This is a genomic window from Vibrio sp. Vb2960 (assembly GCF_033337665.1).
Taxonomy (GTDB): Bacteria; Pseudomonadota; Gammaproteobacteria; order Enterobacterales; family Vibrionaceae; genus Vibrio; species Vibrio alginolyticus.
Genome location: NZ_JAWORD010000026.1, coordinates 46,602 through 72,055, shown reverse-complemented (window position 1 = coordinate 72,055; position 25,454 = coordinate 46,602). Strand labels below are relative to the sequence as shown.

The window sequence follows — 25,454 nt, the reverse complement described above, 5'->3', positions numbered from 1 at the left end:
GTTCTTTTAGTTGTTGATTTCATAACACTCTCCAATTTTGGGGGGTGGAAAGTGTCAACCTTATTTAGGACGGCACATAGAGTTCGGAAAGAGCGTCAATCGGCGCTCTTTTTTTTGGGAGGGGGGAGTTTCGCTATTAAAGTTAACTACAAGAAAGTGTATCAATCTTTATTGAGCTTTTTGGTTACGTCTTTCACCGTTTTCTTCTCTTTTTCCGGTGTCATTGCATCAACAGCTTTACCCGCCATCCCTTCATCTGGCAATTTGTCTTTTCCTGCATCAACTGCGGTATCTTTCAGTGCCTCTTTAGGCGTACAGCGACCACCAACACCAACCACGGCTTTTGTCGCAGCGGCTTTAGCTGCCTTTTCTGCATCGCAGTCAGGATCCATAACGCTAGCTAAGCTCGTGGCTGAACCAAAAAACAAGATTAACAAAATGAGGTTGCGTTTTTTCATATTCGTCACCAATGTTGTGAAACATAGGTAAAGTGTAACGGAGAGAAAAGGCTTTGGCTGAGAATTTGTTGGTTTGAGCTTGGGAAGCAAAGCAAGGTGAAAAGAAAAAGTGCCACCGAAGTGACACTTTTTCTTAAGTGTAGAAGGGATTAGTTGTCGTAAACGTCTAACTCCACTTCACGGGCAATATTTTGCTCGTTAATGATCACACCTTCGACTTCGACACGAGCACCATTTAGGTTAAGTTCTTCAATGCCTTGGAAGCGTGTTTGTGCATCAATCACAACGGTGGTGTTACTTAGTACTTGATCAGCATCATTCTCACAATGCTCGATTTCAAACACTCTTGAATCAGCATCGTAGTTTGATATATAGCCTTCACATTCAAACTCTTTACCTCGCCATTGGTTGTTATCGTCAAAGTCTGGTTGCTCAAACTCAATAACGGTAGCGATGCGTTTGCCATTTTTCATGACAGACGTTACTTCCACTTCTTGGCCTTGTTTTAGGTTCGCTTTGCTGCCGTCTTCAAATCGTGTTGCGTTATCGATGAAGAATGCACCTCGGTAGTTTAGTGAGAACTCACTGTAGTCATTTGCAACCCAAGTGACGATGCCTTCCACATCGCTGTCATTGCTTATGACGTCGTAGCCTTCAACTTCTACCTCATTTGCCATGAAGATGCCGTTTTGCATTTCACCTTCTACTTCCACCCATTGGCCGATGCTAAGTTGGCTAATGTTGTCGTAAGATACGGTTATATTTGTACCAAGCTCAAACGTGCCAGCATTTTCATCGGTACTAGTAATGCGACCTTCCAGTTCGTAGTAGCTTCCAAGGGCTGGGTAATCGTTATCTACGTCGATTTCGACCACAGACAACACTCGATAACCCGCATCAGCAGTTGGCAATGATGACACCATCACCCAGTCGTTGACCTCTATATCATCACTTAAATCGTCAAACTGCAGCTCTATGCCGTTTACCGTGAATGTTTTCTTCATATGATCAATCGCTGTCACACGTCCAGTAATGGTTGGTTCAAGTGTGACTCGGACGCCATTGTCCGAAGCTTGCCGAATATCTGAACCCACGCGAACCACCATTTTGGGTTTTACATCGGCCAATTGCACTTGTGTGTCGTCATAAACCACCTCAGACACACGATACGTATGTCCATTGACGGTTAACGTGCTTTCTTCAGCGTTGACCGCTTCAACAGAGCCAATCGCTACACTTGGTTTCACTACTGGTTGAGTTGGCGTGCTATCGCTATTGCTGCCACCACCTGAACCACCACAACCAGACAATGCCAAACCTACTACAGAAATAAGAGCGAGTTTTTTCATTGTATTAACCTCAATTTACGAGCGAGTTTAGGAAATTGCCTGTATCTTATTGGGCATATCGTGAAGAGATCGTGAAGAAATGTGATTTTATGAAAATTTTAATTGTAGATGACAACCATAACGTCTCGGAGACGATTGCAGACTATCTTGAGCTCGAAGGCATGATTATCGATTGTGCGTTTCATGGAGAGGCTGCGATTAAGTTAATCGAGGAAAATCATTACGATGTAATCATCATGGATATCATGATGCCGAAGCTCGATGGCATCAGTACGGTACAGAAGCTTCGACAAGATAAGTTATGTGGAACGCCAATTCTCTTCCTAACGGCAAAAGATACGCTAGATGACAAAATCGCGGCTTTTAAAGCGGGGGGAGATGACTATTTAATGAAGCCATTTGCGATGGAAGAGCTCAGTTTGCGTGTTCATGCTTTGGCTAATCGTGGTCCAAGACAAGATATCGGAGCGCTCAAATTTGCAGATATTTGTTTAGATGCGCGTACAGGAAAAGTAACGAGAAAAGACAAAGAAATTAAGCTGAGTCGAATTCAAACTAAAATTTTAAAATTGCTTCTCCAACGTGCTCCAGCAGCGGTCTCGCGCACAGAAGTGATCGATAGTGTGTGGGGAGACGAACCACCCGGAAGTGATGCACTTCGTAGCCATATTTATGGTTTAAGAACCGCACTAGACAAAGGTTTTGAAGAATCACGATTAGAGACTATTCATGGACAAGGTTACCGACTTAAAGCATAACGAATATCCAAGCATTTATCGCAAGATCCGTTGGGGTTTTGGGGTCATGACGTTTGTGATGTTTACTCTTTTTTGGTCGCTGATTTATGTGGCAGAAAACAAACTGGAAGTGCTGAGTTTACATCACTGGCTCGATACTGAAGCGGCGCTTTATAGTGAGAATTTCGAGAAACAGGGTTGGGATGCGCCATTGCCAAACGTATTGGAATTCAACTCATATTGGAGTGAAGCACCGACACCCGATTGGTTGCTCTCTTTTACTTCACCTGGTTTTTACGAATACCTGCTTGGTGAAGAAGATAAACACTTTGTTGTATTGAAACACCCCTCAGGGAAGGGGCTTATGTACATTGTGTTTCAAGATGACTCAGATGATTACTTGGACGAATACGAAAGCTCGCTGCATCAGTTTACGCTGCTGCTCGGTGGTTTGTTTTCATTTGTCATGGTTGGGTATGGCATTTACATGGTTCGAATATTGTCTCGGCCATTAGCGCAAATTGAAGACAAAATTAGCCAAATGTCACCGGATCAACCCGCTTTCCAAGTTGAAACTAAGTTCAGCGAAACACGCCAGATAGAGCAGACTTTGCTGGATAATAAGAACGATATCGCGGGCTATTTCAAACGAGAACAAGAATTTAGTCGTTTTGCATCACATGAGTTGAGAACGCCAATTATGGTGATAAAAGGCTCAACAGACATTCTGACGCGTATTCCTGATCAACCTCGAATTGCGCAAAAAGCCATCACGAGGATGCAGTCAGCTTGTGACGAGATGCGTGTACTGACAGAAGCGTTTCTCTTACTTGGTAAAGAGAAAATAGAGCCTCAGCATTACGGAGAGCATCAGCTTCTCACTTGTTTACAAAAACAGTTGGAAGAGCTAGCGCCTTTATTTGCCAAGCAAGATTCGAACTACGCTTTGCACGAACAACATAGTGGTGTCGTGAATGCACCGGAGAGTTTTGTGACCATTGTAATCAACAATCTGATTAAAAACGCCTTTAGCTATAGTGTGGGAGATATTGAAATTGAGTTGAAAGGTCATGCGCTTAAGATCCTAAACCGTCACGATGGCAACGAGACGTACAATGCTGGTTATGGTTGTGGGCTTGTTATCGTACAACGAATATGTGAACGGATGGGGTGGGCGTTAGTACTGGACGATGATGGTGTTCGATTTAGTGCAAAAGTGGAGTTCTGCTCTTAGCTTTGCGCGTATTGATTCAAGTGAGAATTAACGCTCTGGATTTTTCTTGTCGTACGCATCTAACCCGCAGTCAAACAAGAAAAAACTGGAATTTGGATTAGACTGAAGTTAGTGAAGCGGAAACTCGAGGAACCGTTATGCTCTCTTATCAGGTCAGCCGAAGTATTGAAATTAATAAGAATCAAAGTGAAATTATTGGCTATCTCAAGAACTTCAATAACTGGCCCAGCTGGTCACCATGGGTCATTCTTGAACCAAGCTGCGAGCTGACATTCAGTGATAATCAGGGCCACGTTGGAGCTGGTTATCAATGGAATGGTCAGCGTATTGGGACTGGCGCGATTGTACTGGAAAGTACTCAAGAGCATCGATTAGATATGGAGCTACATTTCTTTCGCCCAATCAAGAGCCATGGAAAGGTGACTCTAATCGTGACGCCGTCACAAAATGGCTGTTTAGTCGAATGGCAAATGCAATCTCGCGTCCCTTGGTATCTGTTCTTTCTGAAAAGTATGTTTAAGTCGATGATAGAGATGGATTATCAACGTGGGTTACGCATGCTTAAAAGTAAGCTTGAAACCGGACGAGTGCATTCAGACTTAGCCGAAATTGGTAACCGAACGTTGCCTCAAATTCATTACATTGGGATCAAGGGTGTGGCTAGCTTGCAGGAATTAGGTTCGGTAATTGAGAAGCATGTTCAGCAACTAGAACAGTTAATTAGTGACGAAACCCTATCCGTGAATGGTGAATTGTTTTGTTATTACCAGTCGATGGATATGCAGAAAGGTACATTCGAGTTTATCACTTGCTTTCCTCTTCTTAACTCAGTACCAGCGCCTCAAGGGGCGGTTACTGGTACCATTCCTGAGAGTGAAACATTTGTCGTTGAACACCGAGGTGAATATCAGTTTTTGGGAAATGCATGGGCTTTAGCGATGAACTTGGTTCGTCAGAGTGGTATGAAAGTCAAAACCAATCCTTTAGGAATCGAACGCTACCTGAATAGTCCGAAGGAAACCACGGAAGAAGAGCTAAGAACGGAAATTATTTTGTTTAAGAAATGACAGGCGCAGGCGAGTAGGGTGTTTAGGTATCATACTAGTTATGCGAAATGTTACTAAAGAATAATAGCGTATCTGTTCCTACCCATAAAAATGCCTCAGCAATCGCTGAGGCATGGTTTTACAGGCCAACTTCTCTTGTTAGAGAATTATTGTGCACGGTATTTACCGCTGTTTAGTTCAATTTTAGACGCTTTTACCCGGCTGTCTGCGTTTAGGTAGTCGCTAATACTTAGCAGATCTTGATCTTGAGATGCTTTTAACACCGCTGATTCCCCCTCTGCGAAGATAACTTCTAATTTTAACTCTTTGGCGACTGCTTTCGCTTCGTTAGGATTGTTTACGGTGATATAAACCAGTCCAGTGGCTTTGGATACGTTACTAAACGCATTCTTAAACACCTCATCACCCGCTTGAAGTTTTACGTCTTCAGATAGGGTTCTAACAGTGCCAGTTTGCACTTTTCGATAATCTTGGCCATTAATCTCAACCGCTTCTGATGGCACAAACAGTTCTGGTGCAGGTTGTTGAGAGAGCTGTTGCTCAGCGTATACACTCGACGTCATGATAACGAGAGCCAGCATAGAAAATGATTTGTATTTCATGTTATTGACTCCTTAGTGTCCAAATATGCGCATCGACCAGTTCTTAATAACACCGGGCTGAGCGTTGTTTGCCATCGGAACGTCATAGATGGTGGAAGAGTTGAAATATGCAATGTAAGAATAGACTTCATCGCCGTTCGTATCTATTGCTCGCAACGTCCATTCGCCTTTTGCATCTTCGCCATAAAATTGGTTAGACAACATTAATTGATCTTTGTAGCCTGTAATCGTTGGATCAAGAGATTGGCCAACAAGACCATTGCGCGGTGTTTGCAAAACGGAACGAGTCCCTGATGGCGAAATGAGCTCAATAGCTAAGTCGGGCAGACGAGCGTGGTCCAATGTCAATGTCACTTGAACGGATTCTACTGTCAGCTCATCGGCAATGGCGATACTTGAAGAACCACCAACTAGACTTGCATCGGGTACACTTACTTCTGTAGCGTTATTAACCCATGGCGTAATGACTTGAGCTGGTAAAACACGATTCGTCATGCGAGCACGTTGCATCGCTTCATCTAAATCTACAGCGCCGAAGCCATAAAAAGTATGGAAATATACGCCTGCTGCGTTTTTCTGCCAAGGGGCAATGGCCTCGAAGCTAACCTGTTCACCTTTATGGTTAGTAAATTCAAGCTGTACGCCTGGATGCGCTTTATCCGTTACTTTTGCTGTCTCCGCTAGTAAAGCACGTACATCACGAGCAGAAAGTGCGTGGTTGGTTGACATGATTGCCGCGATGGCACCCGATGTGTTTGGCGCAGCCGATGAGGTTCCGTTCATCGTACTGGTATAGTTACAGTTCGGATCGAGCTCCGTTCCGCCGTGTAACCCATTAATGCCAAGGCCTTCACTGGTATTTTGCCCTTCTTCACAACCCATTAAATCAGTGGTGACCATAGCAGGGAAATCTTGCCCATATTCACCTGCTGGTGCTGCAACCCACACGTTCGAACCCACCGATGAGTAACTCGCTCTCGTACCATCCGCTCGCAGTGCACTAGTGACTAAATTGAAGTAATTGGCGTTATCATAAGACTGAGCAGAGTTGTGCATCGGTAAGCCTTGATTGTCTCCACCAGCAAAGAAGTTACTTGGCAATACGAAGAATCGCCCCGCATTGAAATAACGGTAACCATTACCTGCTGACTTTACAAATACAGCACCTCGACCCCAGGCGTTACTCTCGCTGACGTTTTTCATCACGTCCATTTCAAGTTTTAGTTGAGGGTCGCTTTCATCAAAAGTAATCGGGTTTATAGGGCTGAAACCGTAACTTTGGTTAAATACGCTAACATCACGTGTTGCTGGGTCCATGCCATGGGAGATTAACCAACCTTCTAATGTCTGGTTGGCTAACCAGTTAAAACCAATGAGGGAAGAGTGAGAAGCGACACCGCGTCCGCCTTCACCGTTGTTGCCGACGGCGCTAATCAAACCGGCTACAGCAGTGCCATGACCATTAGTATCAACCGGATAACTTAGTGGGAATGAAGAGTCTTCGACGAAGTTTCTGCTACCTATAACTATATTACCTGCAAGGTCGGGGTGATCGATCTGCACTCCAGAATCAATGACGGCAACTTTCACACCAACACCTGCAATCCCCATTGCCTGAGTGAGCTTAGTGTTTAAGTCGTTCCCAGCAACAGCAGGATTAGCCGCAAACGCAGTTTGCCCCGTGTTGTCTAAGTGCCATTGTTCAGAATAGAGTGGATCAAACGCCGAGACGGCAGGTGCAATGCCTACTGCCAACATAGCGGCAAATAGGCGATTAATGCGTATTTCCATTTTTGACCTCATGTCTTTGTTTGGAATTTTTTAGTTCCTGTTTCATATTCCGCTAACAGGAACAAACAAAGCTAACGACAAAGAATAAGGACGAAAACCATTTACAACTTGTTTACATTAAAAGTTCGATGGACAACATAAGTCTTTGTTAATTTACTGAAACCATGAGGTTTTTATATGTCGCATCGAACATGCATGAAAAGTGAAAAGCAGAAAATACTAGTGTACCGTCTGCTTCAAGAGGGGGGTTATTTAGTTGAAGCAGGTTGAATAGTTGCCATTGGTTTCTTAGGTTCGGCTTTTTCCTTAGGCAGCACATTATCAATCCACTTTTTAATGTACAACTTATCGAATTCTTTATCACACCACTTTTTGTTTAATCCACGTCGATTGAACTCAGCACCAATCGCCACTTTGGTTTGGTTGGTTGCACGGTTGTAGTAGAGAGTTTCACATAGTTGAGTGTTACTCATTTGCTGGGCATATACGTTGACACTGCTGCTGCGCATTCCCAGTTGAGATGCTTGCTGATTACTGCACGCCATAAGAAATAGAGGCGCAAAAGTAATAATGATTAGATTTTTTTTCATGTGTGCTTTTTTATGATGTAGGGTGAATGATGAACTGGTTTCTGCCAGCTTGCTTCGCATCATACAAAGCTTGGTCTGCCAAGAAAAACCACTGATCCCATTCTTGTTTAATTATTTGTGCCGACAGTTTGTCCACTGCTCCAAGGGAAATTGTCGCGCTTAATGGTTTAGAGTCAACCACCAATGGCGTGTTTTCAACAGTATATCTCAATCGCTCCAAAAACTTAGCGCAATCTTCAACTCGCTGTACTTCGAATAATAGGACAAACTCTTCTCCACCCCAACGAATGAGTAGGTCACCAGAGCGAGTGGATTCATTAAATAGCGTGGCAATATGAGTCAGCATTTTATCGCCAATATCGTGTCCATATTGATCATTAAAGGTTTTAAAATGATCAACATCTAAAACTGCTAAGGCAAATGTTCTATCTGGGCTTCTACGAGCCATTTTGTCCAACCAAATGTGAAGATAGCGACGGTTATGCAGTTGAGTTAATGGATCGGTAGTATTTTCTTGAGTGAGTGCTTTATTAATACGTCTAACGCGCAGTACGTAACGAAAACCAACGACTCCAATTGCCGCAATAGCGATAAAGTAGAACATTTCTCGATAGCGCTGTGAACGCAGTTCAGAGGCTTGTAGCGCATTTTTTGTTTCTAGCAATTTGAGTTCTTTCTGGGCTAACTTAGCTTCGAGGTCAAACTTAATGTTAATCATCTCTTCACCATGAATATGATGAGAAAACTCAGCCTCTAGCTCTCTTAATTGGGTTAAATAATGAAAAGCCGCTTCATAGTCATTAAGAATTTGATGAGCGTTTACCAGTACCGAAAGCATATCAATACGCTGACGCAGCTCTAATTCACTGGTTGATTTGGTTTGTTCTAGAACGTTAAGTGCTGTTGTAATAGCTTTATCGTATTGTTTGTTTGCGAGGTAAGCCTCTGCAAATGCCTCGTAACAAGACGTTTTTAGCATTTCTAGATTTTTTGGAATGGGCAGGTCTACGCAACGCTGTGCGACCATTAATGCATCATCAATTTTTCCTACCGAGCTCAACATTTGTGAAAAGCTGGATAAAGAGTGGTGCTTGACTGTGTCCGACCCTGTTTGCATTGAAAGTCGAATGGCTTCATTGAAATAATATTCCGCTTCTTTGTTATCTCCGAGGCTCGAGTGAACGATGCTAAGGTTTGCGTAGATAACCCCCATAAAAAAGCTATTATCGTATTGATATTCGCTCTCTAGGTAAGTGTCGAGAGCTTGCGTTAGGTAACTGTTGGCCCGAGCCCAATCTGATGCGTCGATGTAGACCGTCCCAATGTTGTTCAGTGTCATCGCGACTTGTATTTCAAATACTGTTTTTTCTAATAACTCATAGGCATTGCGATAATATTTTAGGCCACTGCGTAGTTGATTTCGAGATACTTCTAGATTGCCTAACCAGCGGTAAGCACGGCCTTCTAATGCTAGATAACCAAGATCACGGGCTGTAGAAACAACGTCATGGAGTAACAATTCTGCGTTCCAGTTATCGTCTTGCTCAATCATTGTTACAGCCTTATTGAGCTGTGCTTCAGCGACGACCCATTCCAAATGGTGCTTTTTACCGAATTCGATTAAATCGGGCATATCTTTCGGTAATGGAACGCCTTCGTAACGCTTAAGGTACTTTCGTGCAAAGTAATACAGAGCAAGAGACTCCGCTGATGCATTCTGTGGCGCATTTAACTCATCTTTTTGAATTGATCGCGGCTTACCCATCGAGCGAAAGTAGAGTTTTAACATGGGCTTGCTTTCTGCTGAAATGTGTTCTTCCAGATAAGCTTGCTTTTCGGTACTCGCCAGTACGTTGGTCGGATGCAAGAAAAGTCCAAGTGCAGTACAAAGTGCGCAAGCCAGTGTTTTAATTGAGAAGTGCATGAGCGTATTAATAAAATGTGATCTCTTAACCGAATACCAGTTAAGTCTACCATTTCTTGTTGGTTAAGTGAGGATGGATTCCCAGTGGCAAAGTGCTTTGGGAGTGAGAGACGAGAAGGATCTATATAATATTATGATTTATAAAAACAAAATCTATTGAAAACTTATGTAATGATTGGAAGATGGCATAGGTAGGGTAACGATGGAAGGTAAGTAAGCATATTCGGTGGACTCAATCTAATGATTTAAGCCGCGGATTCATCGCTCGAAATCAGGGTGAAGTGTAAAAAATTACGTTTCTGTCATAAATATTTAATGTTTGTATGGGTTGTTAAAAAACTGGATATTAGACATAGTGTTATTAAGCCAATAAAAAATGGCTATTTATAATAAATAGGAGATTAACTATGCATAATGAAATGATTCAACCTTCGCACTTCGGCATTATCGGCCGTACCTGCATCGCTTCAGTACTTATGATTGCGGGTGTTTTCGCTCTTATTTAAGAGCCAAGGGTAACGATGATTACCTTTTAAAGAGTAAGAAAATTCAGGGAATCACCTTAACCTTGTGTAAGGTATTCCCCTGAAAATCCAAGCTAGTCTTTAGTTATTAGCTGAAGAAGCTAAAAATCAATGCACTTACCGCCACAATGCCTGCTGCTAGAACAAAGTAAGTAGAGACATTTCCTCGATATTGTTTCATCGCCTCGATTTTATACACCGCTAACATTGGCATAATAAATAAGATCATTGCAATAACAGGCCCTGACAATGCTTCCATCATACCAAGAATACTTGGGTTCATGATCGCCGCCGCCCAGATTGAGAAGAACAGTGCTGCCACGCTGATACGATCAACACGCTTCTCAGGTAGGTTAAAATGCTTGTTAATTAAACCATTTAAGCTTTCACGCGCACCTAAAAAATGCCCAAGGAAAGATGAAGTGATAGCGACAAACGCTACTAAAGGACCAAGTGTTGCAATAAATGGATTATCGGTTGCGTTCGCTAAGTAAGACAATACGGATACGTTTTGTTCTTTTGCTTGAGCCAACTGTTCAGGTGACAGTGTTAGCACACAGGAAAATACAAAAATAAGAACAAAGGCAATCAGCATGATGCTAGTGCGACGAAGAATAACTTCGGATTTGGCATCTGCCTGCTTACCGTAATGGCGACGTTGTACATTTGCAAAGCTTGAAATTGCAGCTGCGTGACTAAACGAGAAAATCACTACAGGAACTGCTAACCACATAGTGCTAGCAAAAGCTGACGCTTCTGGCACATCCATGACAGGCATGGTCCAGTTCGGTATTAAGTAAAATGATAGAAAGGCAAGAATGGCAACAAGTGGGAACACCATAATGGCAAAGGCCCGTAGCATTACTTTTTCACCCGCCATCATAATAGCAATTAGTGCAAACACTAGTACGCCAGAAAGCAAAGGTCTAGGTAAAGAAGCCATATCAGCCTGATTTACCATGAAGCTATCTACTGTGTTTGTTATTCCAACACCATATATCAACAGGATCGGGAAGATCGAAAGAAAATACAGCAGTGAAATTGAACGGCCTGCTTTTGCGCCGAAGTGCTCTTCCACTACATCAGTGAAGTCTGCGTTTTTGATCTTAGAAGATAGTACAAAACGAGCTAAGCCACGGTGCGCAAGATAGGTCATTGGAAAAGCAAGTACTGCCATCGCGACTAAAGGCCAAAAACCACCAATCCCAAGGTTAATTGGCAGAAACAGGATGCCTGCGCCAACGGCCGTTCCAAATAGGCTAAGAACCCAATGTGTATCATGTTTTGACCAAGCTGTGGTTGTGTTTATTTCACTAGGATTTAAGGCATTTCGAGATTCTTTCACTTTAAAACTCGCTTTTATAAAAATAATAATGCTGAAAATGGTAAAGGTTTTAGTGTTTATTATCACACGCTAATCTTGGTGAATAATGCTGTGAATTTGGGGTGGTTGTAAATTATCCAACTATGAATTTTTCAATAAACCAGAATAAAGTTCTTAAATTTAATGTGTTTAATGGTTGTATGTGTTGAAATTTTTATCTTGTGTGGTTTTTGATTTTGTGGTTAAAACTTAATCACGGATGTATGTTCTAAGTGAGTTAGGCCTAATTTTCAGGAAGAATATTACATTTCTTAAGCACTTAATTGAGATGTTTGTGTCCCGTCATTTAGATGAGATTTAGGTATACTGCTGCCATTCATGTTAAAGAAGGAGTCATTGAATGGACATCTTGTCTGCGCAAAAAGAGGACTTATTTGCCATATATAAGCTCGAAAATACTTTATTTGGAGAACACGCCTATCCTCAATTTTTCTTTCGGCAAGCTTTTGATTGTTGGGGAGAGAGCTTACTGGTAGCAAAAGAGGGAGAGCAGGTCGCAGGGTATATATTGCTAACGACTAGCACAAATGCACATCAATATTGGATCATGTCATTGGCCGTCGATATTCAACATAGAGGTAAAGGTATCGCGCGTTCCCTCCTTGAAAACGTTATTGCGCCGTTGACGTTAGGCTCAAGCGTGAAATTGACTGTCGATCCTAAGAACCAACCTGCATTGTCTTTATACCTCTCCCTTGGCTTTAAAACGTTAGAAGAAGAAGCGCATTATTTTGGTGACGAAGAATCCAGGTTAGTTATGGAATTAGTAAAGTAATACTGCACGATAATGACCGAAATTTGCACACAATCAGTGCGTAGCATTGCGTTGCTATAATTGGTTTTAAGCTAACCTTTTGTATAGTAAGGATTTTTAATCTTGGCACCTCACTTGCTTTACATAAACGTTCATCGATAACTCGATGCACCGCTCTCAATAGCAGGCGAGAGCGGTATAGGGTATTACTTTTTGAAAATGTACTAACAGCGTTAAAGGCATTGCTGCCTCTCTCGATTCGGGAGAGGCTTTTTTTTGCTAGTAAGTTGGGCTGAATCGCACTGGAGGTGTTATGTCGCAAGGATGCAAAAAAACCACTTGTCCCTATTGTGGTGTTGGATGTGGTGTCGAGGTCAATGCGAAAGGAATCGTTGGGGATGCGTGTCATCCTGCAAATGCGGGCTCACTGTGCGTAAAGGGCGTCGCGTTGGCAGAGAGCTTGAATATGCCTTCGCGCTTGTTGTATCCAAAGCTTGTCACCAAGCAACGACCTCAAGGGCAAGAGGTGCAATGGCAACAAGCCACGGATCTGATTGCTGAAAAGATTCATCAAGCGAAAGCGGAGTTTGGACCGGATTCCGTCGCGATGTACGTGTCAGGGCAGTTGTTAACGGAAGACTATTACGTCGCCAACAAACTCATGAAAGGCTATGTTGGCAGCGCAAACATCGATACGAACTCGCGTTTGTGTATGTCTTCGGCGGTTGCGGCTCATGTACGAGCATTTGGTGAAGATGTCGTTCCCGTCAATTACGACGATATTGATAAGACTGAGCTATTGATCATTTGCGGTGCTAATACCGCTTGGACGCACCCTGTTTTATTCCGACGTATTCAACAAGCGAGAGAAAACAATCCTAACCTCAAGCTGGTGGTCATTGACCCGCGTGAAACGGTCACCGCACAGCAAGCGGATTTGCATCTACCGATTAAAAATGATGGTGATGTGTCACTCTTCAATGGGCTGCTCAAGTTTCTTATTGAACAGCAATGCATTGATTCTGAATACATAAATTCTTATACCGACGGATTTAATGCACTTAGAGAAGAAGTTTCTGATTTACGTTACAGTGTCGCTAATCTAACGTCTTCCATTGGCATTTCAGAAGAAAAACTCACGACATTCTTCCAATGGTTTGCGCAAAGCCCAACCGCAATCACGCTGTTTTGCCAAGGGGTTAACCAAGCCGAAAATGGTGTCGATAAAGGCAATGCCATTATTAATGCACACTTGGCGACAGGTAAAATTGCCAAGTCAGGTTGCGGGCCATTTTCTATTACAGGTCAGCCGAATGCGATGGGTGGACGAGAAGTGGGTGGTTTGGCAAATCAATTAGCGGTTCATCGTGCTTTTGACGCAGAGTCTATCAAGCAAGTGCAGGCGTTCTGGGATTCACCAGAAATTGCCACTCAGCCCGGTTTAAAAGCCGTTGAACTGTTTGAGGCGGTAGAACGTGGTGAGATTAAAGTTCTGTGGATTATGGCTACCAATCCTGTTGTCTCTTTGCCAGATAACCAATTGGTAAAACGTGCACTAGAGATTTGTCCGTTTGTGATTGTTTCCGATATCACAGCGGATTCGGATGTAGCGCATTACGCGGACCTATTGCTGCCCGCCGCTGGCTGGGGGGAGAAGCAAGGCATGGTGACCAATTCTGAGCGTCGACTTTCAAGGCAGCGCCAGTTTCAAACGCCTCCGGGTGAAGCAAAATCAGATTGGTGGGCGATAAGCCAAGTCGGACAAGCTCTGTGTGCATTAGAAAAGACACAAAATGGTTTTGCATTTACTTCTGAGCGAGCGGTATTCAGTGAATATGCGGCGATGACAGGCATGAATGCAGATTCACCATTGAAGCTAGATCTTTCTCAATACGCCAACTTAACCGAGCAAGAATACGAAGAGTGGGTGCCGACACAATGGGGAGGAGAGCGTCCTTTTGCTGATGGCGTCTATTCGCACCCAGATGGTAAAGCGCGTTTTGTCGTGACCAGTGAATCTCCAACGCGTTTAGAAAGAACAAAAGGCTGGTGGCTCAATACGGGCAGGCAACGCGACCAATGGCATACCATGACGCGCACAGGGCATATCGCACACCTTGCCGCCTCTGAGTTAGAACCAACCGTGTACATGAACACACTCTCTGCCACTCAAAATCGCTTAAAAGCAGGACAACTCACCAAGCTGTTTCAGCCTACTTCAAACACTGGTATTTATGCCAAAGTTGCCATTGATGAAGGTTTGGGTTTTCAAGAGCTGTTTATGTCAATGCACTGGGCGGGTCGATATGGCGGTGAAAGCAGTGTTAACGCGATAGTAAACAGCGCAAAAGACCCTATTTCTGGGCAACCTGCGTTTAAGTCATCTTATGTTGAAGTGCAAGATGCGGCGGTAAAAACCTACGGTATGTTCATCGGTACACAGTTTGATTCCGGTAAATTTCTGTACAGCGCATTTCAAGCAGAAAGCAATTTGGGCATTTGGCGCTTTGCACACGATAAGCGACCAAAGAAGCAGAGTTTTTGTCGAACGGAAAAGAGCCGCAGAATTACGATAGATATTGCCCAGGGTTGGCTCGCGGTGGATTACGACCTTGTTGGAGACGTGCGTATCATTCGTTCTGTTTTAGTGGTGTCTAGTGAACCGATTCAAACCGACTACACCAACTTTACCGGCTTGATTGGCAAACCGATGGAGCTATCGCAACTGCTTACCATCACTCAATCGCAAAGTAGCGCCAAACTGGTTTGTAGTTGTTTCCGCGTCACCGATAAACAAATACATGACGCGATGGAGAAGCAAGACTGCACTTCACTGACTCAACTTCAAAACAAACTCAAATGCGGCACTAACTGTGGCTCGTGCGTTTCTCAAATCAAACAAATGGTCGACAGCCATCAGCATCAAAAGGGCAAACAGCAAGCGAGCCAGCAAAGTCTGGCGATTCAAATAAAGTAAGTCATAAAGAGGATAAGCACATGGAAGCGCCTTATCAAAAGTCTTGGTTTAAGAAAGGACAAGCGAGTCAGAAACAAGAACGCTCGTCTCGCTTTTCTAAGCATGATCAAGCAATCAAACTGAACCAACTTTTAGAAGACCATTCAATAGACCTCGACGCGAACCACAAAGGTTTTGTCTCGATTGTCGGAGCAGGGCCGCACGATCCTGACTTGTTAACCGTGAAGGCAGTGAAAGCGATTGTGTCGGCAGAGGTTCTGTTGTACGACCGTTTGGTTAACAAAGATATTTTGGAGTTGGCTTCGCCACAAGCCGATTGGATTTACGTGGGCAAAAGATGCGGACAACCTAGTATTGGTCAGGAAGAAATTTGTGACTTGATGGTATCGCTCGCTCAACAAGGAAAGCGAGTTGTACGCTTAAAAGGGGGAGATCCTTTTGTATTTGGCCGTGGAGGTGAAGAGGCGTTAGCACTCGTCAAACACTCAATCGCGTACGAAGTCATTCCCGGCATTACCGCTGCGATTGGATGTTCAGCAAACAGCTTGATTCCGCTGACTCATCGTGGCGTTGCTCGTAGCGTTACCTTTGTGACGGGGCAAGTGGTAACAGGCGCATTTGAAGCGTGGAGCCAACTGATGCAAAGCGGACAAACGTTAGTCTTCTATATGGGGTTAGAAAAGTCATCGCAAATACAAACGGGTTTAATAGGCTCTGGTTTGAGAGAAGATTTTCCAGTCGCGATCATCACTCATGGTTGCAGCCCTCAACAACAAGTGCATGTTACACAACTCAATCAGCTCAATGATTTATCGATTACACTTAAAGGCGTGAGCCCAGCATTGATTGTGATGGGAGAAGTTGTCAAACTGCGCGAACAACTAATAGAAACCGTACAGTCAGTGACGGAATACGAGGGAATATGAGCAGCATTTTGGAATGTATTAGAACAGTCGGTCGTGGCGAACGTGGTAGAAAACCACTGAACTTTGACCAAGCGTTTCGAGTTATGGATGAATACCTAAACGGTGAGTGCGATGATGATCAGATGGCGATGTTATTGATGCTGATCCGCGTACAGAACGAGACTCAACAAGAAATCGCTGGCTTTGTGAAAGCATTCCAATCCCGCATGCCTGCTATTGGTGCAGACATTGACTGGCCATGTTATGCAGGCAAACGTGAAGCGGCAGGGCAGCCTTGGCACCTGTTGGCAGCGAAGATCCTCGCCGATAATGGCCACAAAGTGCTGATGCACGGCTATCATGACCGTCAATCTGGTCGTTTGCATGCCGAAGATTACCTCGACAAGTTTGCTATCAAGAAAGCGGAATCAGCCGAAGACGCAAAACGTGTCTTAGAAACACAAAACATTGTGTATCTGCCGCTGAGTTCGTTTGCACCCCAAGCAGAAACCATGATCGGTTGGAAGAATCGTTATGGGCTTAGAACGCCGATTAATACCGTGGTTCGAGCATTGAATCCGGGGCAGGCGACGGTTGGTATTCGTGGTAGCTTTCATCCCGGGTTTCAACAACTTCATGCTGAAGTCGAATTCGAGATTGGCAAAACCGCTCATGCCGTTGTGTCATTCAAAGGACAATCGGGTGAGTCCGAATACAACCCGAAAGTAAGCCAAACCGTATGGTTAAGCCAAACAAGCGGCGTGACATCGCATTACTGGACGGAGCAAATGCTGTCTGAGGTGCCAATGCCTGCGAACTGCCCATTTGGGACGTCAGAAGACGACATGAACCAAATGGCAAATACGGTTCTTGCTACCATGACAGTGGTCTTGTTTGCACAAATGCACGACAGAGAAAAAGCATTCGAACGTGCCTTTTCTTACTGGCAAGCCTATTGCGGCCAGCAATAACGTACTATTGTCAATTAATGTAAAACCAACGGCGCAAAGTTGTTGAATCTGAATCCATTATCTATTGTTTGAAGAAGGTAAAAGATCTTAGCTCGCCAATGATGTGTTTCACCACCTTGCTCCGTATCAGAGTGGTGAAACCGCAGTTTTAGCCTCAATCGCGTTCGTTTCTCGCTTCGCTTTTGAGAATGAGAAAATCCCATATGGTAAGACACAGAGGACATGGATAATGGTTCTAAAGTATACCACTCCTAGTGAAAAGGCTTCTCATCCGATCCCGCAAGAAGCCTTCGATTGGTACGACGAATACGCCCACGGAAAAATCTCGCGCCGTGAGTTTCTAAATAGGCTGGGTGGCCTTGCGGTGCTTGGCTTTAGCATGACAGCACTGGTCGACGCGCTAACCCCGAATTACGCACTCGCAGAACAAGTTTCATTTAACGATCCTGACATCAAAGCAACTTACGAAACCTTTCCATCTCCAAATGGGCATGGAGAAGGGCGTGGTTATTTGGTGATGCCACAGAAGAAGACCTTGAAATCGCCGACCGTGTTGGTGATTCATGAAAATCGAGGCCTGAACCCTTATATCAAAGACGTCGCAAGACGACTTGCAAAGGACGGCTTTATTGCTTTCGCTCCAGACGCGCTTTATCCACTCGGCGGCTATCCGGGGAACGACGATGAAGGTCGCGCAATGCAGAAAGAGATGGACAGAGCCAAGATCGAACAAGACTTTATTGCAGCCGCTAACTTCCTAAAACAATACGAGGGTGGAAACGGTAAATTGGGCGCGGTTGGGTTCTGCTTCGGTGGATACATCGTCAATATGCTTGCAGCGGTAATGCCAGAAGAGCTGGATGCAGGTGTGCCTTTCTACGGAACACCAGCGGCGCAAGAGATTCAAAAGCAGGTCAAAGGGCCGTTGATGATTCACTTCGCAGGGCTCGATAAGCGCGTCAACGACACATGGCCTGCCTATGAGCAGCAATTAATCGCGAACGATGCGCAATATCAGGCGTTAATGTATGAGAACGTCAACCACGGCTTCCATAACGACTCAACAGCACGCTACGCACCGGAAGAAGCGGCGCTCGCTTGGGAACGCACACTCGGCTTCTTCAAAGAACATCTCGCTTCTAGTTAAAAGGCTTCTACTTTAGTTGGCACATTCCTTGTTATGTCTCTCTTAGTGAGTGAGATATAAACAAGGAATGTGCATGACTCAATCAACGTCAAAAACACCCATCATAGTATGCTGTGATAGCCTCCAAGAGCAGGCTCGATTGTCCGGCTTATTGAGCAAAGATTACGACAACATCATGGGTTGCCAATTGGCACAACTAGAAACGTTAATGCAACGAGAACCGTCAGCAAGCGTTGTGGTTGGATGGCAGCAACCAACCGCGGAACTGCGTTTGATCGTCGATTTCTGCCGCAGAAAATCGGCACCACTTCTTATCGTCTTAAAGCAGTTATCATCTAATGATATCAATCGTTTATCAGAAAAAATGGACTATGTTCTTATGCCGCACGATAGTGAGTTTGCACTTCAACCTTGGATTGAACATGCGACATTAGTGAGAGCGAAATTCGAAAGTATGCAATCGGAAATTGAATTACTGACCAATAAGATTGAAGAGCGCAAGCTGGTGGAAAAAGCGAAAGGTCTGCTGATGAAGATGCACAGCGTTGATGAAGGACAGGCTTATAAAGCGCTAAGAAATTCAGCCATGCAATCGAGCCAAACGCTCGCACAAGTTGCCAAGAATTTGATAACTACTTTGGAGGTGCTTGATTAGTCGTTCTACTACTTTGGGGTTATAGTGCGTTTTCTAACGTGGTGCGTGTTGCACTATCAGCAAGCAATAACAGGGAATAACAAACGGCAAGATATACTAATCTATTGTATTTACTGTGAAAAATAAGTTGGCACAGTAATTGGATTAGAAGAATTGGGTTTATTGTTGAATCGCTTATCTCAATTATCAACGGCGGTAATTGTAGACTTAGCAACGGCGCTACTGCTCTTCGGAGTAGTGGCGCTTTTTTTATGGGAGCAAACCAATGAAATGGAGTTCGATGCTGAAAGTGTCAGCAATTTCGTTATCGGTATTCACCACGGTCAGCGTAAAGGCTGAGTTGGGTGAGCCAGAAATTGAAGACCTGAAGTTTGGTTTTATTAAGTTAACCGATATGGCACCGCTGGCGGTTGCTTATGAGAAAGGCTTTTTTGAAGACGAAGGCTTGTACGTCACTTTAGAAGCGCAAGCAAACTGGAAGGTGCTTTTAGACCGAGTCATCGATGGTGAGCTTGCTGGCGCGCACATGCTTGCTGGTCAGCCATTGGGCGCAACGATTGGTGTTGGCACAAAAGCAGAAGTGATTACTGCGTTCAGTATGGATTTGAACGGCAACGCAATCACGGTTTCCAATGATACTTGGGAGCAGATGAAGCAATACATTCCAAAGCAACCAGATGGCAAGCCAGTTCACCCAATCAAAGCGGATGCACTGAAGCCTGTGGTCGACAGCTATCTGGATAAAGGCAAACCGTTCAACATGGGGATGGTGTTCCCTGTATCGACGCACAACTATGAGTTGCGATACTGGTTAGCGGCAGGTGGGATTCATCCAGGTTTTTACGCACCAGACTCAGGCGATAACAGTGGCCAGTTGGATGCTGACGTTCTTTTGAGTGTTACACCGCCACCACAAATGCCAGCAACAATGGAAGCGGGCACGATCAAAGGGTACTGCGTAGGCGAACCATGGAACCAACAAGCCGTATTCAAAGGTATTGGTACGCCAGTCGTGACCGATTACGAGATCTGGAAGAACAACCCAGAGAAAGTGTTTGGTGTTTCCAAAGCTTGGGCTGAGAAGTATCCAAACACGCACATTCGCGTAGTGAAAGCCTTGATTCGAGCGGCACATTGGTTGGATGAAAACGACAATGCCAACCGCCAAGAAGCAGTGAAGATGCTATCAAAAAGCGAATACGTTGGAGCCGATGCCGAAGTTATTGCTAACTCGATGACGGGCACATTTGAATACGAGAAAGGCGACAAACGAGACGTGCCAGACTTCAACGTGTTCTTCCGTCATAACGCCACTTATCCGTATTACAGCGATGCGATTTGGTACCTGACCCAAATGCGTCGCTGGGGACAGATCTCAAGCGAGAAATCCGATGATTGGTACATGGATGTCGCAAAAGAGGTTTACCGTCCAGATATCTACCAACAAGCAGCTCAAGCGCTAATTGAAGATGGTGTGTTGAGCAAAAAAGACTTCCCAGATTTTAGTGCTGAAGATGGTTTCCGTGCGCCACAAACACACTTTATCGACAACATCGTTTATGACGGTCGCGAGCCAAATAAATATCTAGAGAAGTTCTCTATCGGGCTTAAAGGAAAAGACAAGGTTTAACCATAACGATAAACGCCACAGGCGAGGGAATTCGCTTGTGGCAACAAGGATGTAAATTTCTTAGGAGTGAGTATGTCTAGTAATGTCATTTCCCTTTTTCCTGCTAAGCAGGTAGTGAACCGAAGTCGGCTGGTGCTTTTGCCCGTCATTGGCTTGCTGATCTTTTTGGCAATGTGGCACTTAGCAGCGAGAGAAGTGCAAACTTCATTAGGTACGCTACCGGGACCTGTGCAAACTTTTCAGCAGTTCAGCAACCTTGTCGATGACCATTGGCAAGAGCGAGAAAAGGAACAAGCGTTTATCGAGCGTCAGGAAAAACGTAATGCTGCGAAGTTAGCCAAGAATCCGGACGCGGAAGTGAAGATTCGTCCCTACACAGGTAAACCGACGTTCTTCGACCAAATCATAACAAGCTTAGTGACCGTAACTGCGGGCTTTTTGCTGGCGACGGTTATCGCGATTCCGCTTGGCATCGTGCTTGGTCTTAATCAAGGGCTGTATCAAGCGTTCAACCCAATCATTCAACTGCTCAAGCCCGTATCACCTTTAGCTTGGCTGCCTATCGTCACTATGGTTGTAAGTGCCACTTATGTGAGTGATGACCCAATGTTTGCTAAGTCGTTCATCAACTCTCTGATCACTGTAGCGCTGTGTAGCTTATGGCCGACGCTGATTAATACCGCAGTGGGTGTAACGAGCGTTGATAAAGACTTAATCAACGTGAGTAAAGTGCTTCAACTTTCGTGGTGGCAGCACATTCGCACTATCGTTTTACCTTCAGCCATTCCAATGATCTTCACAGGTTTACGTCTCTCTTTAGGTATCGCTTGGATGGTGTTGATTGCGGCAGAAATGCTCGCTCAAAACCCGGGGTTAGGCAAGTTCGTTTGGGATGAATTCCAGAACGGCAGTTCAGCATCATTGGGGCGCATCATGGTGGCTGTCATCACAATCGGCTTTATTGGATTGATGCTCGATAGAGGCATGTTGCAACTTCAAAAGTGGCTGTCTTGGAATAAACAACAAGCGTTGAGATAAGGGAAACGATCATGGAAAAAGCATTATTAGATCTAACGCGTTTAGGGATGCGATTCCCAACGCCAGATGGCGAGTTCATCGCGCTTAAGAACGTTGATTTACAAATCAATAAAGGTGAGTTTGTATCGCTGATTGGCCACTCTGGCTGCGGTAAATCAACGGTATTGAACTTAGTCGCAGGGCTGCACATGCCAACAGACGGCGGCGTGATCGTCGATGGACGAGAAGTAGCTGGACCGGGACCTGACCGCGCAGTGGTGTTCCAAAACCATTCATTGTTGCCTTGGCTCACCGTATATCAAAACGTTGAGCTCGCAGTAAAACAAATTGCTGGCAAAAAGGGCAAAGCGTGGATTCAGGAGCAAGTGAATCACTATTTAGAGCTGATTCAAATGCAGCATGCCGCGCACAAAAAGCCGGATGAAATCTCTGGGGGCATGAAGCAGCGAGTCGGCATTGCGAGAGCACTGGCACTTCAACCAAAGGTTTTGTTGATGGATGAACCATTTGGCGCATTGGATGCGTTAACTCGTGCGCATTTGCAGGATGCACTGATGAAGATTCAAGCCGAGCTAAACAACACCGTCATCATGATTACTCACGATGTGGATGAAGCGGTGCTGCTATCTGACAAAATCGTGATGATGACTAACGGACCGGCAGCAACCATTGGAGAAGTGTTAGAAGTAAATCTACCTCGCCCTCGTGAGCGTGTCGCACTGGCAGATGATGCGCAGTATCAGAAGTGTCGACAAGCGGTGCTGAAGTTCCTTTACGAGAAGCAATCCAAAGTCGAGATTCCTGCTTCGAAAGAAGACAAACCCAAAACCGCAGCGCAAACGGCATAAGGAGGCAGAGATGAACAGTCCTTTAACGATCCCAGTAAAGAACGCATTGAGCCACATCGTTGTGGTAGGCAACGGTATGGTCGGGCAACACCTCGTCGAGCAATTAGTGCAGAAAAACGCGCATTTGGAGCACCGAATTACCGTGATTGGTGCAGAGCGTTTTATCGCCTATGACCGTGTACAGTTGTCCTCTTTGTTTGCGGGTAAGTCTCATGATGATTTGATGCTGAGTAACCAAGAATGGTACGACATGCATGGCATCCAACTCGTACTTGGCAGCCAAGTAACAGGCATCGACAGAGAGCAAAAGCGCCTTCTGCTTGATGGTGAAGATGTGCTGGGTTACGACCAACTTGTGCTCGCTACTGGTTCGTACCCATTTGTGCCGCCAATTGAAGGTAAAGACCGCGACGACGTGTTTGTCTACCGCACGCTTGATGATCTTTCACAAATCAAAAAGGCATGTGAAGGCGCAAGAACAGGCGCAGTGATTGGTGGCGGCTTGTTGGGTTTAGAAGCGGCAAACGCACTCAAACTATTGGGGTTAGAAACTCACGTCATTGAATTTGCGCCTCGCCTGATGCCTGTACAGTTAGATGATGGTGCTGGCTTAGTGCTAAAAGAGAAGATTGAAGCGCTAGGGCTAACCGTTCACACCTCAACGGGTACGGAACGAATCTGCGATGGTGAAACGGCTAAGCATCGTATGGTGTTTAAAGACAAAGATCCTCTCGAAGTGGATGTGATTGTCTTCTCCGCAGGCATTCGTCCTCAAGATGAGTTGGCAAGGCTGGCTGAGCTAGAAATAGGCGAGCGAGGCGGCATTGTGATTAATAACCAATGCCAAACCAGCGATGAGAACATTTACGCGATTGGCGAATGTGCCCTTTGGGAGCAGAAGATCTTTGGTTTAGTCGCACCCGGTTACACCATGGCGAGAACCACTGCCGATGTCTTGACTGGGATGCCGAGCGAAGGTTTTAAAGGTGCAGACATGAGCACCAAGCTCAAGCTACTTGGGGTGGATGTGGCGTCTATCGGCGATGCACAAATGCAAACCGAAGGTGCTCAAGAAATGGTCTTGCAAGATGCGGTCGCAGGCATCTACAAAAAGCTGGTGGTTGATGCGAGCGGTAACCAATTACTTGGTGCGATTCTCGTCGGTGATAACAGCGATTACGATGCGCTCTTACAGTGTTATTTGAACAAAACGGTTCTACCAGACCACGCCGCGAACCTGTTGTTTGATACCGGAATGCTTGATGGAGAGATGCCAGACAGCGCCATCATCTGTTCTTGTCACAACGTCACAAAAGGTGACTTAGTTGCCGAGATTCAAGCCGGCACTACCAACCTGACGGACCTTAAAGCCAACACCAAAGCCGGTACTGGCTGTGGTGGTTGTAGCAATATGGTCAAATCGGTATTGGATACTCAATTAGCAGCCATGGGGGTAGAGGTTAACAACCACCTTTGTGAGCACTTTGAGCTCAGTCGCCAAGAGATGTTTCATATTTGCCAAGTGGAACAAATCAAAGACTTTGACACCTTAATTGCACTGCATGGCAAAGGGTATGGGTGTGATATCTGTAAGCCTACGGCAGCATCTGTGTTTGCTTCTTTGTGGAATGAACACATCATGGAGCCACAGCATCAATCTCTGCAAGATTCTAATGATGCCTTTATGGCAAACCTGCAAAAAGATGGTTCTTACTCGATTGTACCTCGTGTTCCGGGCGGCGAAATCACACCAGACAAACTCATCGTGCTAGGCGAAGTTGCTCAGCAATACGATCTGTACACCAAAATCACTGGCGGTCAGCGCGTGGATTTATTTGGCGCGCAGTTAGAACAGCTTCCTGAAATCTGGCAAACCTTAATTGATGCTGGTTTTGAAACAGGGCATGCCTACGGTAAATCGGTGCGCACCGTGAAATCTTGCGTCGGCTCTACTTGGTGTCGCTATGGTGTTGATGACTCGGTCGGATTAGCTATTGAGTTAGAGAGCCGCTACAAAGGATTGCGAGCGCCCCATAAGCTTAAGTTTGCCGTATCGGGCTGTACTCGCGAGTGTGCAGAAGCGCAAAGTAAAGACATTGGGGTGATCGCCACCGAAAACGGCTGGAATCTATACGTTTGTGGTAATGGCGGCATGAGACCACGACACGCTGATTTGTTTGCATCCGACCTATCCAAATCAGAGTTGATCACCATGATCGACCGAGTATTGATGTTCTACGTCAGCACCGCAGATCGCTTGCAGCGTACGTCGGTGTGGATGGAGAACATGGAAGGGGGCTTAGATTACCTTAAACAAGTGATTTTGGATGACTCTCTCAACCTATGTGACTCTTTGGATGAACAAATGGCACGAGTCGTAGATACCTATCAGTGTGAGTGGAAGAGCACGTTGGATAATCCTCAAAAATTGCAACGCTTCCGTCCTTTCTTGAACAGCACGTCGGGCAGCAAAGTCTTGCCGTACCAACGTGTGCGCGGTCAGCGTATTCCCGTGAAACAGGAGGTGTAAATGGCAGCTTTAACTAAAGTGAAATTGTGTCAGCTTGATGACCTAATGCCGTTCATCGGTGCCACGGTGTTGATTGAAGGCGAGCATGTCGCGTTATTCTACATTCCCGATAACGGTGTTTACGCTGTTCAGGATTGGGACCCAATTGGTAAGGCTTATGTGATGAGTCGAGGGATCGTCGGTGATATCGATGGTGAGATGTGTGTTGCATCACCACTGTACAAACAGCATTTCAGTTTAAAGAGTGGGCAGTGTTTGGAAGATGAAGCGTACTGTCTAAAAACTTGGCAAGTAACGGTCGACGATAATCAGGTTTGTTATTTAGTCGAAGAATGATCC

At 45.0% G+C, this 25,454-nt stretch carries 21 protein-coding genes; 14 read left to right on the top strand and 7 right to left on the bottom strand.

The window, feature by feature from the left end; all coding sequences use genetic code 11:
- Nucleotides 1-161: 161 nt before the first annotated feature.
- Both R7O03_RS19665 and R7O03_RS19660 read right to left on the bottom strand, forming a co-directional pair.
- Nucleotides 162-458, bottom strand: a complete 297-nt coding sequence (locus R7O03_RS19665; protein WP_017634219.1) for a hypothetical protein — start codon at nt 456-458, stop codon at nt 162-164.
- 149 nt (nt 459-607) lie between these two features.
- Nucleotides 608-1,807, bottom strand: coding sequence for a DUF5666 domain-containing protein (locus R7O03_RS19660; protein WP_318131964.1), 1,200 nt, complete (start codon nt 1,805-1,807; stop codon nt 608-610).
- An 89-nt stretch (nt 1,808-1,896) separates the two neighbouring features.
- Between R7O03_RS19660 and R7O03_RS19655 the strand changes: the two genes are divergently transcribed.
- The 3 genes from R7O03_RS19655 to R7O03_RS19645 all read left to right on the top strand — a co-directional run bounded on the left by R7O03_RS19655 (nt 1,897) and on the right by R7O03_RS19645 (nt 4,845).
- A complete protein-coding gene (locus R7O03_RS19655; RefSeq protein ID WP_053303698.1) occupies nt 1,897-2,565 on the top strand; it encodes a response regulator transcription factor in 669 nt (222 codons plus the stop codon).
- Nucleotides 2,537-3,778: a HAMP domain-containing sensor histidine kinase gene (locus R7O03_RS19650; protein WP_318131963.1), complete on the top strand. Its 1,242-nt coding sequence runs from the start codon at nt 2,537-2,539 to the stop codon at nt 3,776-3,778. The genes R7O03_RS19655 and R7O03_RS19650 overlap by 29 nt, the downstream gene beginning before the upstream one ends.
- A gap of 137 nt (nt 3,779-3,915) precedes the next feature.
- Nucleotides 3,916-4,845, top strand: a complete 930-nt coding sequence (locus tag R7O03_RS19645) for an SRPBCC family protein (RefSeq protein ID WP_318131962.1) — start codon at nt 3,916-3,918, stop codon at nt 4,843-4,845.
- A 146-nt stretch (nt 4,846-4,991) separates the two neighbouring features.
- On the opposite strand, the gene R7O03_RS19640 is transcribed toward R7O03_RS19645, so the two are convergent.
- The 5 genes from R7O03_RS19640 to R7O03_RS19620 all read right to left on the bottom strand — a co-directional run bounded on the left by R7O03_RS19640 (nt 4,992) and on the right by R7O03_RS19620 (nt 11,621).
- Nucleotides 4,992-5,447: a hypothetical protein gene (locus R7O03_RS19640; RefSeq protein WP_025767689.1), complete on the bottom strand. Its 456-nt coding sequence runs from the start codon at nt 5,445-5,447 to the stop codon at nt 4,992-4,994.
- A gap of 12 nt (nt 5,448-5,459) precedes the next feature.
- Complete coding sequence (locus tag R7O03_RS19635; protein WP_318131961.1) at nt 5,460-7,238, bottom strand: S8 family peptidase; 1,779 nt, start codon at nt 7,236-7,238, stop codon at nt 5,460-5,462.
- Between the two features lie 248 nt (nt 7,239-7,486).
- Nucleotides 7,487-7,828, bottom strand: a complete 342-nt coding sequence (locus R7O03_RS19630; RefSeq protein WP_033906993.1) for a hypothetical protein — start codon at nt 7,826-7,828, stop codon at nt 7,487-7,489.
- A 10-nt stretch (nt 7,829-7,838) separates the two neighbouring features.
- On the bottom strand, nt 7,839-9,752 hold the full coding sequence (locus tag R7O03_RS19625; RefSeq protein WP_258481194.1) for a tetratricopeptide repeat-containing diguanylate cyclase: 1,914 nt from the start codon (nt 9,750-9,752) through the stop codon (nt 7,839-7,841).
- Nucleotides 9,753-10,364: 612 nt separating this feature from the next.
- The gene (locus tag R7O03_RS19620) at nt 10,365-11,621 is read right to left on the bottom strand and encodes an aromatic amino acid transport family protein (protein WP_054574325.1); all 1,257 of its coding nucleotides are present in this window, start codon (nt 11,619-11,621) and stop codon (nt 10,365-10,367) included.
- Nucleotides 11,622-12,000: 379 nt separating this feature from the next.
- On the opposite strand from R7O03_RS19620, the gene R7O03_RS19615 reads away from it, so the two are divergent.
- From R7O03_RS19615 to nirD, 11 genes are all read left to right on the top strand, one after another.
- Complete coding sequence (locus R7O03_RS19615) at nt 12,001-12,435, top strand: GNAT family N-acetyltransferase (protein WP_005375870.1); 435 nt, start codon at nt 12,001-12,003, stop codon at nt 12,433-12,435.
- 292 nt (nt 12,436-12,727) lie between these two features.
- Nucleotides 12,728-15,391, top strand: a complete 2,664-nt coding sequence (locus R7O03_RS19610) for a nitrate reductase (RefSeq protein WP_318131960.1) — start codon at nt 12,728-12,730, stop codon at nt 15,389-15,391.
- 20 nt (nt 15,392-15,411) lie between these two features.
- Nucleotides 15,412-16,317, top strand: a complete 906-nt coding sequence (gene cobA / locus R7O03_RS19605; RefSeq protein ID WP_318131959.1) for a uroporphyrinogen-III C-methyltransferase — start codon at nt 15,412-15,414, stop codon at nt 16,315-16,317.
- Entirely contained in the window at nt 16,314-17,267 is a 954-nt protein-coding gene (locus tag R7O03_RS19600; RefSeq protein ID WP_132936408.1) for a glycosyl transferase family protein, read from the top strand. Before cobA ends, R7O03_RS19600 begins: the two co-directional genes overlap by 4 nt.
- A gap of 229 nt (nt 17,268-17,496) precedes the next feature.
- Nucleotides 17,497-18,414, top strand: a complete 918-nt coding sequence (locus R7O03_RS19595) for a dienelactone hydrolase family protein (RefSeq protein ID WP_206969289.1) — start codon at nt 17,497-17,499, stop codon at nt 18,412-18,414.
- Between the two features lie 73 nt (nt 18,415-18,487).
- Nucleotides 18,488-19,069 carry an ANTAR domain-containing response regulator gene (locus R7O03_RS19590; protein ID WP_033906998.1) on the top strand — a complete coding sequence of 194 codons (582 nt, stop codon included), beginning with the start codon at nt 18,488-18,490 and terminating at the stop codon, nt 19,067-19,069.
- A gap of 265 nt (nt 19,070-19,334) precedes the next feature.
- Nucleotides 19,335-20,699: a CmpA/NrtA family ABC transporter substrate-binding protein gene (locus tag R7O03_RS19585; RefSeq protein ID WP_005375887.1), complete on the top strand. Its 1,365-nt coding sequence runs from the start codon at nt 19,335-19,337 to the stop codon at nt 20,697-20,699.
- A gap of 72 nt (nt 20,700-20,771) precedes the next feature.
- Nucleotides 20,772-21,737 carry an ABC transporter permease gene (locus R7O03_RS19580; RefSeq protein ID WP_005375889.1) on the top strand — a complete coding sequence of 322 codons (966 nt, stop codon included), beginning with the start codon at nt 20,772-20,774 and terminating at the stop codon, nt 21,735-21,737.
- A gap of 11 nt (nt 21,738-21,748) precedes the next feature.
- Nucleotides 21,749-22,585 (top strand): ABC transporter ATP-binding protein, encoded by an 837-nt coding sequence (locus R7O03_RS19575; protein WP_005450080.1) that lies wholly within the window; start codon nt 21,749-21,751, stop codon nt 22,583-22,585.
- A 10-nt stretch (nt 22,586-22,595) separates the two neighbouring features.
- A complete protein-coding gene (nirB, locus tag R7O03_RS19570; RefSeq protein WP_318131958.1) occupies nt 22,596-25,115 on the top strand; it encodes a nitrite reductase large subunit NirB in 2,520 nt (839 codons plus the stop codon).
- Nucleotides 25,116-25,451 (top strand): nitrite reductase small subunit NirD, encoded by a 336-nt coding sequence (gene nirD / locus R7O03_RS19565; protein ID WP_033907001.1) that lies wholly within the window; start codon nt 25,116-25,118, stop codon nt 25,449-25,451.
- Nucleotides 25,452-25,454: the final 3 nt, after the last annotated feature.

Bases quoted from the DNA above. Each gene is read 5' to 3' on its own strand.
- nirD (WP_033907001.1), top strand. From the start codon at position 25,116: ATGGCAGCTTTAACTAAAGTGAAATTGTGTCAGCTTGATGACCTAATG.
- R7O03_RS19610 (WP_318131960.1), top strand. From the start codon at position 12,728: ATGTCGCAAGGATGCAAAAAAACCACTTGTCCCTATTGTGGTGTTGGA.
- R7O03_RS19630 (WP_033906993.1), bottom strand. From the start codon at position 7,828: ATGAAAAAAAATCTAATCATTATTACTTTTGCGCCTCTATTTCTTATG.
- nirB (WP_318131958.1), top strand. From the start codon at position 22,596: ATGAACAGTCCTTTAACGATCCCAGTAAAGAACGCATTGAGCCACATC.
- R7O03_RS19590 (WP_033906998.1), top strand. From the start codon at position 18,488: ATGACTCAATCAACGTCAAAAACACCCATCATAGTATGCTGTGATAGC.
- R7O03_RS19615 (WP_005375870.1), top strand. From the start codon at position 12,001: ATGGACATCTTGTCTGCGCAAAAAGAGGACTTATTTGCCATATATAAG.
- cobA (WP_318131959.1), top strand. From the start codon at position 15,412: ATGGAAGCGCCTTATCAAAAGTCTTGGTTTAAGAAAGGACAAGCGAGT.
- R7O03_RS19625 (WP_258481194.1), bottom strand. From the start codon at position 9,752: ATGCACTTCTCAATTAAAACACTGGCTTGCGCACTTTGTACTGCACTT.
- R7O03_RS19660 (WP_318131964.1), bottom strand. From the start codon at position 1,807: ATGAAAAAACTCGCTCTTATTTCTGTAGTAGGTTTGGCATTGTCTGGT.
- R7O03_RS19600 (WP_132936408.1), top strand. From the start codon at position 16,314: ATGAGCAGCATTTTGGAATGTATTAGAACAGTCGGTCGTGGCGAACGT.
- R7O03_RS19595 (WP_206969289.1), top strand. From the start codon at position 17,497: ATGGTTCTAAAGTATACCACTCCTAGTGAAAAGGCTTCTCATCCGATC.
- R7O03_RS19655 (WP_053303698.1), top strand. From the start codon at position 1,897: ATGAAAATTTTAATTGTAGATGACAACCATAACGTCTCGGAGACGATT.
- R7O03_RS19585 (WP_005375887.1), top strand. From the start codon at position 19,335: ATGAAATGGAGTTCGATGCTGAAAGTGTCAGCAATTTCGTTATCGGTA.
- R7O03_RS19640 (WP_025767689.1), bottom strand. From the start codon at position 5,447: ATGAAATACAAATCATTTTCTATGCTGGCTCTCGTTATCATGACGTCG.
- R7O03_RS19665 (WP_017634219.1), bottom strand. From the start codon at position 458: ATGAAAAAACGCAACCTCATTTTGTTAATCTTGTTTTTTGGTTCAGCC.
- R7O03_RS19575 (WP_005450080.1), top strand. From the start codon at position 21,749: ATGGAAAAAGCATTATTAGATCTAACGCGTTTAGGGATGCGATTCCCA.
- R7O03_RS19635 (WP_318131961.1), bottom strand. From the start codon at position 7,238: ATGGAAATACGCATTAATCGCCTATTTGCCGCTATGTTGGCAGTAGGC.
- R7O03_RS19650 (WP_318131963.1), top strand. From the start codon at position 2,537: ATGGACAAGGTTACCGACTTAAAGCATAACGAATATCCAAGCATTTAT.
- R7O03_RS19580 (WP_005375889.1), top strand. From the start codon at position 20,772: ATGTCTAGTAATGTCATTTCCCTTTTTCCTGCTAAGCAGGTAGTGAAC.
- R7O03_RS19645 (WP_318131962.1), top strand. From the start codon at position 3,916: ATGCTCTCTTATCAGGTCAGCCGAAGTATTGAAATTAATAAGAATCAA.